The sequence below is a fragment of the Gammaproteobacteria bacterium genome (assembly GCA_013214945.1).
Taxonomy (GTDB): domain Bacteria; phylum Pseudomonadota; class Gammaproteobacteria; order Enterobacterales; family Psychrobiaceae; genus Psychrobium.
Window position 1 is genome coordinate 19,790 of record JABSRT010000011.1, and the last position, 17,784, is coordinate 37,573.

The following is a 17,784-nucleotide window of genomic DNA, read 5'->3' on the forward strand; positions in this document are numbered from 1 at the left end:
TTTTATTGCCTATTGTTTGATATATTTAGTAAAACCAATAAATTAATAACACTAAATGAATCAAACAGGCATCTACGAACAGCTTATTACCCAACTTATTGAAAAAAATCTCAATCGAGATAAGTTTTATGTCGGTGAGCGTCAACTTGAAGCAGCAGAGGCATCAACGTGGTTATCGCGCTTTCTTAATCGGGTAATGGCTTTTGCCATTGATGCAGTGCCTGCGAGTGACGAGCGTTTACTCGCTCAAATCAAACTAGCCAACGATTTAGTGATGTGGCTTAAAACGCATATTAACGATGATGCTTTTATCAGTGAAAATCTCATCGATAGCCAAGGTAAAATTCTCACCGCACTGTTTGATAAATCAAACCCCATTGCTGCTGATTTACCGAAATATACCGACTCTATATTTCCCTTAACTGGGCTTACTCAAAGCGAGTTGTTTTGTGGTAGCAATGCCGGAATATCGCTTGAGGCAGAACTAAAACGCGAGATTAAATCATCAGACAAAATCTATTGGCTCGTCTCATTTATCAAATGGACGGGTATTCGAATTTTCAAAAAAGAACTTGAAGACTTTACTCACAGCGGTAAACAATTAAGAATAATTACCACCTCATACATGGGCGCTACAGATGCCAAAGCGGTTGAGTTTTTAGCCGCGTTGCCAAATACCGAAGTTAAGCTCAGTTACAATACCCAACGTGAACGCTTACACGCCAAATCATACTTATTCATTCGCGATAGTAAATTTCACACTGGTTACATCGGATCGTCCAACTTATCGCATTCGGCGCTAACCAGTGGCTTAGAGTGGAACTTAAAAATTACTTCTCAAGAAATACCACACATTATCGAGAAGTCCTTAAGTACCTTCGAAACCTATTGGCAATCAAGTGATTTTGAACTATTTGACGGTAAAGCCACCAGCAAAGAAAAACTTCATAACGCCTTAAAAGAAGCCAAAGGCAGTTACAGCAATCACCACAGCTATCACTTTGAAATAAAGCCTTTTCCGCACCAGCAAGAAATTTTAGAGCAACTACAAACAGAACGTCAGCTGCACAATCGCTATCGTAACTTGGTTGTTGCAGCAACGGGCACGGGTAAAACTATTATCTCGGCTTTTGACTTTGCGCGCTTTTATAATAAAAACCCACAGGCTAAGTTTTTATTTATTGCCCATCGCCAAGAGATTTTACAACAAGCCCAAAGTGCTTTTCGCGGCGTATTAAAAGACAGTAATTTTGGTGAGCTATGGGTTGGTAATCACAAGCCTAACCATTACAACCAACTATTTGCGTCAATTCAAAGCATTAATAACGCGGTAGATAGTCTCAATTTATCGAGCGACTTTTTTGATTACATCATCATCGACGAAGTACACCACATTGCCGCAAACAGCTACCGCGGTATATTAAATAAATTCAACCCTCAGATATTACTGGGTTTAACCGCCACCCCAGAGCGCCACGATGGCACCGATATTCTTGGCGACTTTTGTGGCGTAATTGCCGCCGAAATCAGGCTGCCAGAAGCTATCAACAAAAGACATTTATCGCCATTTCAATATTTTGGGATCGACGACGAAACCGATTTAAGTCAGGTGACTTGGAATAAAGGCCGTTATGATGTCAGTGAGTTAAGCAATGTCTATACGCACAACGAGCAGCGGGTTAAACGGATTTTATTGAGCTTAAACGAGATAATCACCGACATTTCAGCCATGCGAGCACTGGCTTTTTGTGTTAGTAAAGATCATGCAAACTACATGATGAAAAAACTCACACTCCACGGCATAGCTTGCGATGTATTAACCAGTGACAACAGTAAAGATCGTGAAATAAAACAGCAACTACTACGCCAACGGAAAATCAATATCTTGTTTGTAGTCGACATATTTAACGAAGGAGTCGATATACCCGAAGTCGATACTTTATTATTTTTACGTCCAACTGAAAGCCTAACCATATTTTTGCAACAACTAGGTCGTGGCTTACGCCTAAACGATGGCAAGGAATGCTGCACCGTATTAGATTTTGTTGGCAATGCCCGCAGTGAGTATGATTTTTCACAAAAGTTTCGCGCATTAGTCGGTAAAACCAATCTATCAATATCAAAAGAAATCAACGACGGCTTTCCGAATTTACCATTAAGCTGCCGCATTGAACTGCAAGAAAAAACTCAGGAAATGATCTTGAGAAATATTAGGCAAGCGACGCTCAACAAAAATCGCCTGCTGGGCCTAATCAATAGCTACCCACAACATAGCGACTTGCCATTAACCTTAGCCAACTTCTTGCATATTCATCCCAATATCACATTAGAAGACATCTATCGTTTAAAAATAGATAAGCAAGGTGGCTGGACAACATTAGTCTCCAGTAATCATACCCAAGTGGACGAAGCTAGTGGCACTAATAAGAAGAGTGACGACCTGACAAAAGCTTACTACCGCGCCATCAACAACCACCTGCTGGCGTGCAGTTCAATTTATTATTTAACCTTTATCAAAGATCTGTGCCGCGACAACTTCTGTTTTGATTCATCCTTACCCAACGCCAACCAGTTTGCACTAATGTGCCACTATAATTTCTGGGAAAAAACTGGGCCTAAACTAGGATTTAGCTCGTTACAACAGAGCTTAAAGGCATTAATTCACCCGCAATTACAGCAAGAATTAATCGATGTAATAACATTGCTAATTAACCGTATTCATCATGCAGAGATCCCTATGCTAAGCAATGACAATATCCAATTAAGCGCGTTGAAAATTCATGCTCGTTATACCCGTGAACAGATATTGTCTGGCTTTGGCGCAAGCACATTCGATAAAAAATCACCCTCGCGTGAAGGTGTTTTAAACTTGCCCAATCAAAACACCGAATTGCTGTTTGTCACGCTTAAAAAATGTGAAAAACAGTTCTCACCAACCACCATGTATCACGACTACGCAATAAGCGAAAAACTGTTCCACTGGCAGTCACAAAATAGCGCTCGCCCCGAACGCGGCAAAGGCTTGAGTTATATCGAACACCTAAAGACCAACAAACAAATTATCTTATTTGTACGCGAACAAGCCAAAGACGAAAATAAAAGAACCATGGGATTTGTTAATTTTGGACCGATTAACTACGCAAAACACGATGGCAGCCAACCAATGAATATCACTTGGCAGCTACAACACCCAATGCCAGCCAGCATGTGGCATGACACGGCAAAATTGGCGGTTGGGTGATGGGTGCTCGTTGGGGGGCTATCGTTCAAAATCGAAATATAGTCGCCCGAATCGTTCGATGTCATCGATCAATTTTGACAGTTTTTGCCTCAGGTAATACAGATCAACCTTATTTATTGATTTTATAACTAAAATCAAATTACTGCGCATTTATTGCGCAAATGATTTTTTGATCATAAATTACGCGCTCAGCACGTTAGAACTTATTGAAATAGCTTTTGTCACTATACTCATTTGAGCAAGTAAACAGGAAAAGCCAACGGCAATCGTCGCATAGAGGACAGCTTGAAGCAGTTTGTTAATGTTGTTTTTATTCATTATCTCTAGCATCTATTTTTACCACTCCCGCAACTGCTGCATATCCTTAAGCCGACCACGCTGTAACGTCAGGGCTTCGAATAAATCATCAATTGAAGTGTTATCGCTTTTCAGTCCCGGCAAGGCAATATTTGCTTGGGCGAAAAATTGCTTACTGAGAGCTTGGTTATTATTGTCGAGCCATGCTGTTTGCCACCAGTGACTGATGTGATCTTTGGCTTTAGCCATTCGCTGCTTAGTCGGCAGGCGATCACTTTTTTCTAGGTTTGTTTTGGCGTCTGTGGGTAGCAAGTTCCATAAATCATTATTGGGCCATCGCGCAAAAGGGAAACAATGATCAATTTGGACGTTACTTTGCATATTACCACGCAGAGTTAAGCGCTTTTGGCTCCAGACACAACGCTGGGGATTGTCGTCAGTATTTATTTGATCGAAGCGTGCACGGACATCAACTGTTGTCCGTTTAGCTTCCAGCCATTGTAGCGATTTTAGAATGTTAGCTTGCTGCTCTACTGAAGCATTACCCTTGTATTTTTCCATGGTGTTTGCCCACTCGCTGACCAACACTGGCTCCACCCAGCAGGCAAAGCGGCTAAAGCTAAGCCAAATGTGTTCCGGTAATGAAAACTCGCCCCACTGGCTTAGCGATACCATATCTAAAAACAGCGAGTCTTTCGCTTTTACCGTATTGTTATCCACCTCGAAAACAGATTGCTTGCTATTAGGTAGGGTAATGTATTTGCAGGGCATGTTTTTGATATTGAGCACCGCCGCGCTGATCATGCGATGAACAGCCTTAGCGTCATTCCCTTCAAATAAATGGCCAACACAATAATCCGACGCGTTTCTATCGCTGAGCTGGTGCCAACCGTTTTCTTTCATAAATCCCATGTTGATACTGTCATTGGGTGTTTGGAATAGGTTGTAATCGTCTATTAATATTTTGTATTGATGGCACCAATAAAGAGCCACCAGTCCAGCAGGTAAAATAACGCGATTGTCTTCACGACGAATAACCGCGCCGGGGTGACCGTCAGCAATCCGTAGTAATACTCGCATTAGCGCTAGTTTGTGAGTTCCTGATTTTCCGTCATTTAACGCGACGTGACGGATAAATGGAAAGGCTCCGCTGCCATCATCTGGCAACGCCAGTACCACAGTCTGCCAAGTCACTTCGCTGCGACCTAACTTATCACTGTCATTTCCGGTAATTAGTATCGGAAACAAACCAACGGTTTTAGCGAGTGTAGTTAACTCGTCGACGCTAACTTGGTGCATAACCCGTTCGTCACCGCTGGGGCCGTGGCGTAGTGAGATAACGAGTTTGCCACCGGGTTTTAACAGGTTGGCAAGTTTGCGAATGGAGCGAGCGCGATCGGATTGTGGAATATGCATCCACACCGCACTTAATAAAATAAGATCAAAACTAATTTCTTGCTTGGTGACAATGCTCAGCGCTGGTAATGAATCAGATAACCATTGAACATTTAACCCTTGGGTTTGCTGCATGCCTATATCGGCCAACGTTTGTGCGGGTTCAATTGCGGTGACCTGAAGGTTGTTCCCTTGCCCTTGCTGGGCGAAATATTTACTGTCGCGCCCTGCGCCTGCGCCAAGATCGAGAATTCGAACATCGCTTCGCTGCAATAACGGATTAAGGTGCGCCAGCCAACCCGCGTGAACCTCTTCAAAAGTTTTTGAAAGGTACTGCTGAGCCAGTTTTTCGGCATGCTGATTATAAAAGTTAGCTGACATTCATTCCCTTCATTGTCATTTCCCGATCTTAAATGCCGATACAAACCCAAATTAATCAGCACCTTAACATAATACGTTTGTTAACTACATCTCATTCAGAACCTATCGTTATTAAGATATTTTGGATCAACAATCTAGCAACGCTATTCCACCAGCGCGCAAAAGTGCTAGGCTACTGAGCAATGATGCTGAGCGCTGAGTCAGCACAAATTTATAACCGCCAAAACAATCACACGGAACACACCATGCGTTTACGCCATATTGAAGTTTTTCATGCCATTTATGTTACTGGCTCGGTCACTAATGCCGCGGAGTTTTTGCATGTGTCACAGCCGTCGGTTAGCAAGGTGCTGGCCCATGCTGAGCAACAACTAGGTTTTGCGTTGTTTGATCGGGTTAAGGGGCGCTTAATTGCGACCGAAGAAGCGGTTTTACTCTTTGGTGAGGTCGATAAGGTTTATCACCAGATTAGATCTGTTGATAACTGCGCCCAAAATATTAAAAACAAAACCAGTGGCAGCATTACTATTGGCTTGCCGCCCGCCTTGGGTTTTGATCTTATACCACAGGCGGTCGCCAGTTATAAAAAGCGCCATCCCAACGTTCGCATTAATTTAAAAACCATGCATTACGACGAAGTGTTACAGGCGCTAATTGAGCACAAGATTGATTTTGCGCTCATGTTCTCGCCACCACCTTTGCCTGGCATTAAGCAGCATTTGGTTTGCCAGTCGCAAATGGTTTTAATCTACCCGCGTGACTGGCTGCCCGATAGTCCAACCCAGGTTAACTTGCAATTGCTTGAGCAACACGAGGTGATTGGCATTGGCGACAGTGGCCCGCTGGGCGATTCTATTTGGAACCGCCTGACCCAAGAAAATATTAACGTTAACCCGACCATTGAGGTGCAAACCTATTTTATTGCGGCGCAGTTAGTGGCGCAACAAGCGGGTATTTGTGTGGTTGATGAATTTACCGCGCGGGGCAACCTCAGCGAAAAGGTCGCTATTGCCGCGATTGAGCCAGCACTTAATTTTAAGGTGAAAGCTTTGCAGCTTGGTGATAAACCGCTGTCGCAGGTTGCCAATAATTTTCTTGAGTTAGTGACCCAATTGTCCAATTCCCACCATCACGGCTTACACCAAAATTAAACGCTAAGTAACAGCCCATAACCTAACGTTATGGGCTGGGTCATTCTTGCTATTTCCTCTGAGCTGGTTGCTCGCTTAAAGTAATGCCAAGCCACTTTAGGCACTCTTAATAAATTTTAGTTAATTTTAGTCGGTTTTAATCGACCTTAGCCAATCAGCAGGAAACAGACCAATGAAAATCAAAACGCCATACTTACTCTTTTTAGGTGATGCTACCGACGATTTTTCAATAAAAATGGCGCGCGGTGTCGCCGATTGGCGCCCCGAGCTGTGTACTGGTCAGTTTCGTTTAGCAGGCTGCGGCGTTACCACGGGCCAACCTGACATGAGCATGGAACAGGCTAAACAGGCTGGGGCAAAAACATTAGTGCTCGGTTTGGCCAACAACGGCGGTGTTATTACCCCAGAGTGGATCCCTTATTTAATCGAAGCGCTAAACCATGGTTTTGATATTGTTAGTGGCCTACACGACAAATTAAACGATATTGCGCAACTTAAAGCGCTGGCCGATGAACTTAATTTACAGCTAATCGATATTCGCCATCCGCAACAAAAATTTAAAACAGGCACCGGCGAACCGCGCAGTGGTAAACGCCTAATTACTGTTGGTACCGATTGCTCGGCCGGTAAAATGTATACCGCGCTTAGTCTTGAACGCGCGATGAAAAAGCGTGGTATGAATGTTGATTTTCGTGCCACGGGTCAATCCGGCATTTTAATTGCTGGCAGCGGCGTGGCAATAGATTGTGTGGTGGCAGATTTTATTGCTGGTGCTTGTGAAGGTTTATCACCCGCAAATAGCGCTGATCATTGGGACGTTATTGAAGGTCAAGGTTCGTTGTACCACCCAGCTTTTGCTGGCGTTAGCCTAGGTTTACTCCATGGCGCTCAAGCCGATGCCTTAGTGGTTTGTCATGTGCTTAATCGCGATTCAATGCGTGGCCTTAAGCAGCAAGCTTTGCCATCATTAGCCGACACTATTGCGCTAAACGTAGCGGCGGCACGGGTAACTAATCCACAAGCCAAGGTGATTGGCATTAGCATTAATACGTCTAGCGTTAGTAGTAGTGAGGCGCTAGATATTTGCCGTACCATTGAGCAGGAACTGGGCTTGCCTTGTGTTGATCCAATACGCCACGGGGTTAATGCGATTATTGATCAAATAAGTGTGGAGCAGTAAAATGAGCCAATTAAGCGGCACCATTAATCGCCAGCAATGGCCATTGGCCAAAGAGTTTAGAATTTCACGCGGCGCGAGAACTAAAACCGAGGTTGTGGTGGTTAGCCTAAGCGACGGTCAGTTTACTGGCTGGGCCGAAGCTGTGCCTTATGAACGTTATGGTGAAACAGTTGAGTCGGTGATGGCGCAAATATCACAGGTACTACCTCAGCTCACTAATAACACGACCTGTCACGACTTATTGGCATTGTTACCTGCTGGCGCCGCCCGTAACGCGCTCGATTGTGCCTTATGGGATTTAACCGCCAAACAGCAACAGCAATCAGTTTGCCAGCTATTAACATTGCCCACGGTTAAACCGTTAGTGACCGCGCAAACCTTAGGTATTAACACAGTAGAGAAAATGGCGGAAGAAGCCGCTAGCTTGCATCAGTTCCCACTGATAAAAATAAAGCTGGACCGTGAATTAGTATTAGAGCGAATGCGTGCTATTGCAGCTGCCGCGCCAAATTCTCGGTTTATTATCGACGCCAACGAAGCGTGGGACATCGACTTATTAAAGCAGCTGCTGCCTGAGCTAAAGCAACTTAATGTCGCGCTAATTGAACAACCGCTGCCAAGCTGCGACGACCAGCAATTAGCCGGGCTCAATTCGGTAATACCCATCTGCGCCGACGAGTCTTGCCATACCAGTGACGACTTGCCTAAGTTAGCGGGGCTTTATCAGGCAATCAATATTAAGCTTGATAAAACTGGCGGCCTCACTGAAGCCTTGCAGTTACTCACTGCGGCTCAGCAACAAGGTTTTATTATTATGACTGGTTGCATGGTTGGCACGTCACTAGCCATGGCGCCGGCTTATTACATCGCGCAACAGGCCGCATTCGTCGATTTAGATGGTCCCTTATTATTAGCCAAAGATCGCCAGCAGCCATTCGCTTTTGACCAAGGCATCATGCAATTACCACCAGCGCACCTCTGGGGTGGCGCTAGCAACAGCAACAATCAAGAGCTACGCCAGCTGGTTAATTCTACTGAGTAATCACTGCTTGAGAGTATCGCGGCGTAAATAGTCCGGCGTGCTGTGCGAGATATCTCACAAGTACGTGAGTTTATACAAGGCTGATTAATACATCAGCAAGCAACAAAAATATAACAACCTGTTTTTGTTACTTATATAACAAACATTAGCCAATAGAATAACTGCCCGTTTTAATTTTTTATTAAAGACCATGGCAAGCAATGCCGATCCTCTATAATATTTATTGTGCAAGGAGCAACAAGGCCAAAGGATTTGACCTTGAATGTCAGGGAAAGGATTTAGACCGACGTCAGGATGATGTCACCGCAAAATGGACCAAGGATCGGAATGTCAGGATGACAAAAGATGTAATTTTATTTTATATCTGGTTTATGGATGAACCGTGTCAGGGATGATAATGTAGGGCGTAGCTTAGGCTACGCCCTTGTTATTTATATAATCCTGCGTTCCTAGCCTTTAATAATCTTAAAGCGAATAATAAACTCAACGCCCTGCCCCTCCTCGCTATTACAAGTAATAGTGCCCAGCAGTCGATTAGTAATAATATTATAAATAATATTTAGCCCTAGCCCACTGCCACCATTTTCACGGTTAGTCGTGAAAAATGGATGAAATATTTTCGATAAATTTTCATGCGAAATCCCCTTGCCATCATCTTGATAAACCAGAATAAGGTTGTCATCTTGCTCTCTTATTTTTATCGATATATGCCCGGCTTCGTTATTGGGGTAACCATGAATAGTTGAGTTAATAATTAAATTCGACAAAATTTGAGAAAAAGCGCCTGGGTAAGAGTTAATAACCAACTGTTCTTCACATTGCAGCGATATTTTGACCTGAGATTTTTTGGTGATGTAGTGAATGCTTAATAATATTTCATCGGTATAGTTTTTGACGTTAAACGTGCGGCGCTCGTCAGAGCTTTGATCAACCGATATCTGTTTAAAGCTTTTAACCAAATCAGCGGTACGTTCTAAATTACGATTTATAATTTTGGCCGATTCGTCGGTCGCCACCAAAAACTCATCAAAATCACGTTTACTCATGGCATTACGATGATATTTTTCAGTCAACTTACGGCTTATTTCACTAAAGTGACTAATCGCGGTGAGACCAATACCAACCGGGGTATTTATTTCATGGGCAACACCTGCGACTAATCCACCCAAACTGGCCATTTTTTCAGTTTCTACTAACTGTTGTTGCGCTTGCTGTAACTCTCTTAACGATTGTTCTAATTTGATGTGACTATGTTCAATTAAATTTTTGGCTTTAGAGAGTTTTTTAAAAACCAGCAGCATCAACGAGATGATGACACAAAAGACAAAGACCAACTGGTAAATTAGGCGGTAATCAACCACGGTCGAGCTGCTGGTCTTAAGCCAGCGATTACGAATAGCTCGGTGTTGGTTGGGGGTAATCGACGCGATGGTTTTATTTAAAATAGATAATAACAAGGGCCGCCCTTTTTTGAGTAAGATACTATGTGATATCTCAAAATCGAGCTGACCGACAATACTTAATCCGTTAAAATTATTTTCTATTTGAAAAGCAGCAATGGCTAAATGCCCAACAAAAGCATCGGCAGTACCCTCACGCACTAGTTGCAATGCCGCGCTGACATCTGCAGTAATTGTTATCTCCAGATCGGGGTAATTAGTTTTAATATATTTGTAAGAAACATGACCTTTGGGCAAGGCAATGTTTTTACCTGTTAAGTCTTTAAGATCGTCAACATAAGCATCGTTTTTGTTCATGACAATAGCCAATCTATATTTGGCGTAACTGTCTGTTGATGCGCTGGATTGATCAACATAAAAATTACCATCAACACCAGGCAGCAAATCAATATCTCCTTGCCTAAATGATTTTACAGCATCAAGCCAAACAGTTTCAGGCACATACTTAAATTCGATCCCGGTTTTTTGAGTTATCAGTGCCAAATAATCAGCCATAATGCCACTGAAGTGCTCATTGGTCACAATAGAAAGTGGCTGCCAGTTGGTTTCTGAAAAAGTCAGGATCGGCGGTGCTAATAAATAGTTTTTTTCGCGGGCACTAAATTCAATTTGTTTATCTAAAAAGTTAAATCGCCGATAAACCTCCCACACCGACTGATATTGCGGTAGTTTTTTGTAAAATGCGATCTCAGGAATTAATTTAGATTGCGCCAACTGCAATTTCACTTGTTGCTCATCAAAATAAACTCTGATGTATCCGACCTTGGTTCCGACCCCGGAATACAAATTAAAACTGTCTCGTTGCTGATAGAATTTAGAGACGTGCTTTGATGAGCTATATAACAAGCGGTCATTGGTATTAAAAGCTTCAATTTTATTGATATAGGGTAAAGAGGTTAACAAGTCTAAAATTGCTTGCAGCTGAGATTTATCTTCTAACAACATAAATTCAGAGGCCAGCGCCGCCACTATCGAACTAAATTCTACCTTTTTGACTATTTGTCCTGAGGTGTAGCCATCAATAATATGCTGATAATGACCACTACGCTTTAATTCGGCTAAGTTTTTCCTAAAGATATCTCGGGTTGTTTTATCTCTAAAATTAACCCCTAAATCGATTGTCTCAGGAAATACTTGATGAAAAGAGAACAGATCTAACTCACCATAGCCAGCTTTGGCTGCAAACCATTGAAATATCGTCTTATCAATTACTACCGCATCGACCGCGCCAGATAATAAATCATTAAACTGGCGCCCTAAATACACTGATTCTTGATATGAGTCTGGACGCTGCTGGGGATTAAACAACGCGAAATATTCATCGCCCAAATATTTATAGGCATTATCAAACGCCAAAATCGACTTGCCTTTCAAGTCGGCCAGCGAATTTATCGCTAACCTGCTGGCTTTACTGGTAATCACAACATTATTAAAGTGAATAAAGCCACCAGCATAAAAATGGTTGTCGGATATTTCACTGACATTTGCTACCGCATCAACCGAGGGGAAATCATCAAGCGCACTATTTAGTTGCGGTATCGACAATGCATTCGTGGCGACGATATCAATATTACTGATCGAAAATATTTGTTTTAACAAATCATACTCAATACCTTTAACTTGTCTTTTTTCAATAACATAAGGCTCACGCCCTAGACCAAAGGCAATGTTTAATAATTTTTTTGATTGGCTACGGCCAATCCAACGCTCAAATATTTCAAAACGTTGCGATTTATCGATGCTCGCTAATGACTTGTTTAATACCGACTGCAACAAAGGCTGGCCTAGCCGAGAAAGAAAATGCAACTTGCCAGCTGCAATATCTGTTTGTCTAATCAGTTTAACCCCGGTGGTTAAACTGTTTTTTAGCTGTGAAACCACTACCGCTTCGAGCCCGAAAATAGCATTAACCTCGCCGCTCAATAACCGACTAATTGAGTTAGCCGTATTTGGGGTCAATACAATGTTAATCTCAGGAAACAAACGCTGTACCGGGTCAATTAAGGCGTCGCCTTTAACAATCGCCAGTGTTAGCTCAGACAAATCACTAAGGGACTCAATTCTATTTAAGGTTTCAAGCACAAAAATTGATGCCGCCAACTCAAGGTAACCATCACCATACAGGCCAAATTTAGCCCGTTTTTCTGAAAAGGATGCCGAAGGTAACAAGTCGATTTTACCCAGCTTAAAGTCAGCTAATAAATCGGCCCACTCTCCGGTTACCAGCTTAAATGACAGACCAGAGCTCTTGGTCACATGTTGTAATAACTCTCCAACAATACCATTAACTTTTTTACCGTCATCACTAAAAATTATCGGTGGCCACGGCTCAATACCAACTGTTATCGTTGTGTTATTGGCAATAAACCGGTGCTCTGCCACGCTAAATTTAGATTGTTTGTTAAATGAAGTAACCCACTTGTCAAACAACCAACTGCGCTGCTGACTGGTGATCGAGTTAATGCCCTTGGTAATAATTTTCCCCAGCATCGGCTGTGATTTAGCAATGCCGATATGCAAGTTACCGATATCGCTTTCAATGGACGTGGCAACCTTTAATCCAAGTTTACGCAGTTGTTCTAGATCGAAAAGGGTGCCGACAGCGGCATCGACTTGGTTATCCTTTAGCATTTGGTACGCTTGGCTAATACTAGTGACGTAAACGATTTCTGCAGTCGCTATATCTTGCTCTATTTGTTCGGTCAGTACATGACCTTTAAATGCAGCTACCCGCTTTGTGGCTAAATCAGCAAGGCTAGTAATGCTATTATTATCCTGTTGCACCACCAACTCATGAGCCGTGTAATAATAACTCGGTGAATATATAATTTTTTGTTCGCGCTCAGCTGTTTTCGACAAGCTTAAAACACCATCAAGCCGGTCATTAATGACATCGGTTAATGCATCAGCCCAAATTACATAATACTTAAGCTCGATATTAGTTCCTAAATTACTGTTTATTAGGTTAATTAAATCAACATTCAAGCCAACTCTCTGGTTGGAATTATCACGCAACATCCACGGTGCCCATTGATCGATACTACCAATCTGAATAGCCGTTGGCTGGCGCTCCAGCCATTGTCTCTCTTGTTTGCTTAACAAGCTTTGTTTGTTGGTATTGGCTAATAACTGTAATTGTTGATTAAAGATCCAACGTTGCTCGATTTTAATCATTTCTTGCTCTGATATTTTATTCATGCCCTGCTGGATTAAATATTTCATATCACGATTATTAGACTGAGTAAGAGCGTAAAAAAAGTTAATTGCTTCAAAATCATCTAGCGCCTTAAAATCTTGATATTGATAACGGCTGACCAATTGGTGCCAAGTTGTCACCGTTTCATTCAAAAAAGCATCAATTTCATTGTTTTGTGCCGCCAAAAACAGCTCGTCAAACGAGTTAAACTTGAGCACAGTGGCGAAGGGTAATTTTTGTTCTAAATGTTTTTTATAGACCGGAATGTTTATGATGCCAATACGTTTACCTTTAAGATCAATCAAGCTATTAATATTGCTGTCTTTTTTAAAATAATAACGGGTCAAAGCTTTGTAGAATGGAAAAACCTTGGCACCAGAGGGGTAAAAATCTTGAGCGTCAAGCAAGCCAAAATGAATATCAATACGGTCTGTTTTTAAGGCAGGGATCGAGTCTTGCCAATTAACTGAAACAAATTCAATGTCTTTATTTAATTTTCGCGCCCACAGTCGCCAGTAATCAATCAGCAGTCCTTTAACCTCTCCTTGATTGTCAACAAAGCTGTAAGGCGGAATATTTTTCGCAATCGCAATATGGATAACATCAGGTGTCGACGCGTGCACTCTAATTGTCACGGTGTGCGTTAACAACGTTACCCACAACAGTAACATCAACAAAATTTGCTGCCGTTGTTTTACCATTATCAAACGTCCCCGCTAATGTTTAACAGCGCTAGGCAACGCTATGCCTAATCCAAGGTTGAGGTTTTTATTGAAATAATTGTTAATTATAGAACTGATAAAAAATATTGACCTATTTACGGTCAATTTTATAATCACGCTAACTGGTCACCTGCCAAGCTGGCAAGATCCATTTAGACCAAGGCCATACACGAACTTAGAATTTAAATACTCACCCGATAGCTTCAGCTGGGGCAAGGATTAAGCTTGCGATTTATGCTCGGTATTAGTTACCGCTGGCTGTTGTGACAATAACATTCCTATTTAAAACCATGGTGCAGCGGTGTTAAGGGCAAAAAAACAGCACTATCATTAGCAAAAATAAATCCGCATAATAGTCACTCTTACTTAAAAATTCTGCCACAGCTGCACATTCGAGAGAGATAAATGTTTGATGATATTCGCCCTTATCGCGACGATGAGGTTGTTCCGGTTATTCAACGACTAATTAATGAACCGGCACTGCAAGCTTCAATTGCCAGTTACGCCACTCCTAAGCTTTACCGTGTTTTTCCCCAAATTTGCCGCCTTCTCGTTAAGCTATCACTGCAATGGAAACTTAAACGTTTTACCACCGTCGACTCGATTCAAAGCGAAGTTGCTAAATATCTTCGTCAACTAATCAAAAAGAGCACCGACGGTTTTTCATTTAACGGCCTTAGACAGCTCGACATGAGCAAACCAACCCTATTTATTAGCAACCACCGTGACATTGCATTAGATCCTGCTTTGATTAATCTGGCGTTATTTAAATGCGAACAAACGACGGTTGAAATTGCGATTGGTGATAATTTACTGAGCAAGCCGTGGATAGCTGACTTAATGCGTTTGAATAAAAGTTTTATTGTTCGGCGCAATCTTGATACCAAACGCGCCATGCTTAACGCGTCAAAAAACCTTTCCGCTTATATTCATCACACCCTGACTGAAAATGATCACAACGTTTGGATCGCCCAGCGCGAAGGCCGAGCCAAAGATGGCATCGACAAAACCAATGCTGCACTTATTTCAATGCTATTACTTAACAAAGACAAAAAGCAGCCGATTTCCGAATATCTTGAACAGCTTAATATTGTCCCGGTATCAATATCTTATCAGTTCGATCCTTGCGATAGCGACAAAGCCAAAGAGCTAGCAACGATAGAAGCGACTGGCAGTTACCAAAAAGCTGAAGGGGAAGATCTTAAAAGTATTACGCAGGGTCTGCTTGGCCATAAAGGCCTAATCCATATCGAATTTGGTACGCCAATCCTCGGTGATTACGAGAATAGCAAAGCCATTGCGGCAGAAATAGATCGCCAAATCATTAAAAATTATAAATTGTATGACAGTAATATTGCCGCTGAAGCGCGCCTTAACGATCAAGATACTAGCAAGTCATTGCCTAGTTACTTAACCGAGCGACTACAACCGCTCGATCAAGATCAGCAACGCTGGTTACTCGCAATGTATGCTAATCCGGTAGTGGCAAAAACAAACCAAACCAAGCTTGCCGATTAAGCCCAATAGGCAGCACTAATCAGCGCTAGTGGCTTGTGACAACAATGCCACTGGTCTGTTTAAGTTTCTTCAGGCTTGTCTGATATTGCATTAACCCATTCACCGTCAATCGACTCATTACCGGCACTTATTGCATCAACCACTTCAGAAGCCGAACTTGGGTTTATTTCTAATACCGCTACCGCAATATCCATCGCTTGTTCAGGCGCCACTTCAGCCAAACGTGATACTAGCTCAACCGTCTCTTGATACTCTTCTTGTGCCTGCTCTACTGGCTCGTCGTCGGTGCTTGCATCGTACTCTTCGTCATATTCATCGTTACATTGGCTTGCCATGTATTCTTCGGCAACTAACACCGCAGATTCTGGCATTGCGTCGACCATTGCCACGGCCACATCAAGTGCTTCTTCTTCAGGGGCTGATTCCCAAATTTGCGAGACAATGTTAACCGCCTCTTCTTCACTGTTGTCATAATCGCGATCGGCAGGTCGCAGTGCTTCACGCTCTTCGGCCAGCACTTCAGCATAATATTCGGCAACCTGAGTCGCTGTCTCTGGCGCCGACTCAACCGCTATTCGTGCCATTTCAACCCGTAGTTCAGGTAATGTCCGGCCAATTTCTGCAGCAATTTCCACCACTTGTTCTGGGTGCCATTCTGCCAATTTTTTCACTAACTTATAGCCAAAATCTGGCTGTGCCATGACCAGAACCCGAGTTATCTCAGGGATCTGTTCTGGAATAGTTTGTTTCATCACTTCGTACAAACGCAGCACGTCAATGTCATCAGACGCCGCAATTGCCCCTGCCACATCAACCCCCAGCTCGGGATCGCTTTTAGCCAACGCTAGCGCCATGTTTACCGCCGCAGCAGGATCTGTTTCGGCCACCAGCATGGTCGCTTCAACTTCAACGCCAAACTCAGGTTCTGGTTCGATATATTCGGTTCGAGGATCGAAATCAATCGCCGAAGACATTGCACCGCTGTGCATAACAAAGTTTTCTTGATCTTCAACCGGCAAGGCTTGGCGTGCATTCATTCGGTACAATACAAAGGTCGCCAAAAATAACTGAAAAGCGGCGGTAAAATAAAACATGGAGACACTGCCAAAGGTTGCCATAACTTTCGACGCGACGTAGGGACCAATAATGCCACCCAATGCAAAGGTAAAGATTAAACAGCCCATAGCTGCAACCATCTCACCTTGGCGCAGCTTATCAAAGGTCTCAGATATACTGAGCGGATAAGTACAAGCAATAATGCCACTGGTGACCATGGTGCCAATGAAAATACCGACAATAAAGTTTGATGCCGCAAAGAATATAATCATCAAGTCGACCACCGCTGATATCACCAACAAGCACAATAAAACGCTACGGCGATCATAACGATCAGACAGATAACCGACCGGGAATTGTAAAACAAAAGCCCCGAAAATTGCCACGCCCATATAAAGCGTTAAATTAAAATCTACAATGGCGTAATCACCAGCAAAAATCGGTAATAAGTTAAAGGTAGTGGAATACAAAATACCTGAAATAAGGCACGACACCACGCCCAGCGGCGACGCTTTATACAAGTTCAACAGTGACATTGCATCGATTGATTCAAGCTCTGGGCCGCGCTGCTTACTCAGTACTAGTGGGATCATCGCCCCACATAAAATAATGCCAGCCACCACAAACAACGTTGTCTCTTGCACAGGTGCAAAATTCATAAAAAATTGACCAAAAAACAAACCACTCAACGCGACACAGTTATACAAAGCCAAGACCTTGCCGCGGGTTTCTTTGTTAGCACTTGAACTAAGCCAGCTTTCCATTGCAGTAAAAGCACAGGCATTGCAAAAACCTAATACCACCCGCATGCCACCCCACAGCAATGGGTCCGCATAAAGACTGCAAATTAGAATGCTTACGGCGCCTAACGCCAGACAACCCGCAAACATTCGGACATGCCCAGCCTGCCTAATTAAATTAATACTAAAATAAGCCCCCAGCAATAAGCCAACAAAATACAGCGAAACAATCATACCGATAGTATCGGTATGGATCCCGTCTAAGCCCATTCGAACCGGCAATAAGATGTTAATTAAACCATTACCAAGTAATAGTAAAAAGCAGCTAATAAACAATGAAATTAGCGGCATAAAAGCTGAGTACATAGAGGGATCCTTGCTAAATAACTAATGCACAATGCCAAG

General features: G+C 42.7%; 8 protein-coding genes. 5 read left to right on the top strand and 3 right to left on the bottom strand.

The genetic code is table 11. The features are described from left to right. Positions 1-55: 55 nt before the first annotated feature. Positions 56-3,241: a DUF3427 domain-containing protein gene (locus HRU23_10120; GenBank protein ID NRA54489.1), complete on the top strand. Its 3,186-nt coding sequence runs from the start codon at positions 56-58 to the stop codon at positions 3,239-3,241. A 336-nt stretch (positions 3,242-3,577) separates the two neighbouring features. Here HRU23_10120 and HRU23_10125 read toward each other — a convergent pair whose 3' ends face one another. Further along, positions 3,578-5,314: a methyltransferase domain-containing protein gene (locus HRU23_10125; GenBank protein NRA54490.1), complete on the bottom strand. Its 1,737-nt coding sequence runs from the start codon at positions 5,312-5,314 to the stop codon at positions 3,578-3,580. Between the two features lie 245 nt (positions 5,315-5,559). On the opposite strand from HRU23_10125, the gene HRU23_10130 reads away from it, so the two are divergent. The 3 genes from HRU23_10130 to ycjG all read left to right on the top strand — a co-directional run bounded on the left by HRU23_10130 (position 5,560) and on the right by ycjG (position 8,687). Beyond that, on the top strand, positions 5,560-6,465 hold the full coding sequence (locus HRU23_10130; protein ID NRA54491.1) for a LysR family transcriptional regulator: 906 nt from the start codon (positions 5,560-5,562) through the stop codon (positions 6,463-6,465). 172 nt (positions 6,466-6,637) lie between these two features. After that, positions 6,638-7,645, top strand: coding sequence for a DUF1611 domain-containing protein (locus HRU23_10135; GenBank protein ID NRA54492.1), 1,008 nt, complete (start codon positions 6,638-6,640; stop codon positions 7,643-7,645). 1 nt (position 7,646) lies between these two features. After that, a complete protein-coding gene (gene ycjG / locus HRU23_10140; protein ID NRA54493.1) occupies positions 7,647-8,687 on the top strand; it encodes an L-Ala-D/L-Glu epimerase in 1,041 nt (346 codons plus the stop codon). A gap of 449 nt (positions 8,688-9,136) precedes the next feature. Here the strand turns inward: ycjG and HRU23_10145 are convergent, their stop codons facing one another. After that, positions 9,137-14,044 (bottom strand): transporter substrate-binding domain-containing protein, encoded by a 4,908-nt coding sequence (locus HRU23_10145; protein NRA54494.1) that lies wholly within the window; start codon positions 14,042-14,044, stop codon positions 9,137-9,139. 426 nt (positions 14,045-14,470) lie between these two features. Here HRU23_10145 and HRU23_10150 point away from each other — a divergent pair, with 426 nt between their 5' ends. Further along, entirely contained in the window at positions 14,471-15,583 is a 1,113-nt protein-coding gene (locus HRU23_10150; GenBank protein NRA54495.1) for a 1-acyl-sn-glycerol-3-phosphate acyltransferase, read from the top strand. Positions 15,584-15,642: 59 nt separating this feature from the next. Here HRU23_10150 and HRU23_10155 read toward each other — a convergent pair whose 3' ends face one another. Then, positions 15,643-17,745 (bottom strand): MFS transporter, encoded by a 2,103-nt coding sequence (locus HRU23_10155; GenBank protein ID NRA54496.1) that lies wholly within the window; start codon positions 17,743-17,745, stop codon positions 15,643-15,645. Between the last annotated feature and the right edge of the window lie 39 nt (positions 17,746-17,784).

Coding starts and splice junctions, on each gene's coding strand:
- HRU23_10130 (NRA54491.1), top strand. CDS start 5,560: ATGCGTTTACGCCATATTGAAGTTTTTCATGCCATTTATGTTACTGGC.
- HRU23_10135 (NRA54492.1), top strand. CDS start 6,638: ATGAAAATCAAAACGCCATACTTACTCTTTTTAGGTGATGCTACCGAC.
- HRU23_10120 (NRA54489.1), top strand. CDS start 56: ATGAATCAAACAGGCATCTACGAACAGCTTATTACCCAACTTATTGAA.
- ycjG (NRA54493.1), top strand. CDS start 7,647: ATGAGCCAATTAAGCGGCACCATTAATCGCCAGCAATGGCCATTGGCC.
- HRU23_10145 (NRA54494.1), bottom strand. CDS start 14,044: ATGGTAAAACAACGGCAGCAAATTTTGTTGATGTTACTGTTGTGGGTA.
- HRU23_10150 (NRA54495.1), top strand. CDS start 14,471: ATGTTTGATGATATTCGCCCTTATCGCGACGATGAGGTTGTTCCGGTT.
- HRU23_10125 (NRA54490.1), bottom strand. CDS start 5,314: ATGTCAGCTAACTTTTATAATCAGCATGCCGAAAAACTGGCTCAGCAG.
- HRU23_10155 (NRA54496.1), bottom strand. CDS start 17,745: ATGTACTCAGCTTTTATGCCGCTAATTTCATTGTTTATTAGCTGCTTT.